Consider the following 1,951-nt stretch of genomic DNA (forward strand, 5'->3'; position numbering starts at 1 on the left):
AATCGGCAGCTCCTTCCACTGGCAGCCCAGGTAAAGCAAACGCAAAATGTAGTTGAAGATCGCGTGAAAGCTCAGTTTCTTCGCGGGGCCGCGACTGCCCTTGCTCAGATGCGGCAAGACGAATTGCTCGAACTGCGCGGCACTCAATTTCGTTGGAATCCGTTGTCGTGGCTTGCTTCTCGCCATCTCGAGCACCAAAGCAACGAGATTCTAGCCGGTTCGCTCGTATCTGCGAAAACCCCTTCCTGCTGCAGCCTGAAGCCAAATTCGAGCGCTGAAAGAACCCGCAATGGAATGAACGCGTCCCACCCGTGAAGGAAAGCGAAGTAAGGTGAATTCTCACGGGCCAACGGCATCGATGTGCCCAGGTGGAAAATGCACGCATTTCCCGGCAACCGGAGGATCCACAGATGAATGCTACGCCAGTTGGAATCGACATTGCGAAGAATGTGTTTCAGGTGCACTACGTCGACGCGCAGACAGGTGAGATCGTGGACAGGTCGATCAAACGCGCTCAGTTTCTCGAGCACTTCGCGAATCGTGCGACGTGCCTGATTGGCATGGAAGCATGCGGCAGCGCGCATCACTGGGCCCGGCAACTGACGAAGATGGGCCACGAGGTCAGGCTGATGCCCGCGCAGTTCGTGAAGGCATTCAACATTCGCAACAAGAGCGATGCGGCAGACGCGAAGGCAATCTGGCTGGCAGTACAGCAGCCGTGCAAGGCGGTGGCGGTAAAGACGGAGATGCAACAGGCCGTGCTGATGATGCACCGGCAGCGAGAGCAACTGGTGAAATTCCGCACGATGCAGATCAACGGCCTGCGCGGGATGCTGGCCGAGTTCGGCGAAGCGATGGGCAAAGGCCGCAGCGCGCTGGGCAAAGCAATTCCCGATGCGCTCACGCGTGTCGAACAGTGTCTGCCGAAGGTGCTGATCGATACGCTACGCGAACAGTGGACGCGGATTGAAAAAATGGACGAAGAAATCGCGACGATCGAGCGGCGGTTGCGCGAGTGGAAGAAGGAAGACAAGGCCGTGAAGGCGATCATCGAGATTCCGGGCGTGGGTCTGCTGACGGCGACGGCTGCGGTCGCGATGATCGGAGATCCGAAGGCGTTCAGATCGGGGCGTGAGTTTGCGGCCTGGGTCGGAATTGTGCCCCGGCAGACCGGTTCGGGCGGCAAGGTGAACCTGCACGGGATCAGCAAGAGGGGCGACACCTACCTGCGCACGCTACTGATCCACGGCGCGCGGGCCGTGCTGACGCGTGCGAAGGAGCCTGGCCCGTGGGTTGAGCAGATGAAAAAACGGCGACCACCCAACGTGGTGGTGACTGCTTTGGCGAACAAGATGGCGCGCACGATCTGGGCGGTGCTCGCTCATGACCGATCGTATGAAAAAGGGTACGTGAGCATGAAGCCCGTCTGAACGGCGGCCGAAACGTACAAGATTACCGTTTAACACAGGGTGGACGTCGAAAAGTTGCGTTGGCAATCGCGTGAGATGACAAGACAGGTCGGACCGGGACTCACTAAACCTGAACTGGTTGCCGAGCTTCGAGCTCGTACCCGCAATGAGGTGTGAGTCAGCGGATTTCATCGGGGCCCGCAGCGGCAGTATCGGCTGCAACAAGGCCGGATATACAGCTGCAACCCACCCTGTCGATGTCGGAACACACGAAACACTGGCGCAAACGGGAGGCGTTCATATGTGCGACATGAAGCCGCGTAAGTAATTGTTTCAGCCGATCTCGGCGAAGAAACCCGCCGTTCCGTCGGCGGTAGCCTACCGATGCATGCGTGGCTGGTAACGGCCGGGTGCGAAGCCATCGGAACAACGTAACCCGCCCCTCGGGGCAGCGACGAGTCGTGAGATGAGTCGTGATCTGCGAGCACCAATGCGGATGGATGCCAGGCTCAGCGGTATGACCAACAGATGTGAACCGCCAT

Annotated in this window: 1 protein-coding gene; it reads left to right on the plus strand. The window is 58.9% G+C overall.

Annotation, left to right across the window (positions count from 1 at the left end; genetic code table 11):
- Window positions 1-410: 410 nt before the first annotated feature.
- Window positions 411-1,430 carry an IS110 family RNA-guided transposase gene (locus P0D89_RS52530; RefSeq protein ID WP_408370873.1) on the plus strand — a complete coding sequence of 340 codons (1,020 nt, stop codon included), beginning with the start codon at window positions 411-413 and terminating at the stop codon, window positions 1,428-1,430.
- Window positions 1,431-1,951: the final 521 nt, after the last annotated feature.

Origin of the sequence: Paraburkholderia sp. RL18-085-BIA-A (genome assembly GCF_046027075.1) — a bacterium.
In the GTDB taxonomy this organism is placed as follows: domain Bacteria; phylum Pseudomonadota; class Gammaproteobacteria; order Burkholderiales; family Burkholderiaceae; genus Paraburkholderia.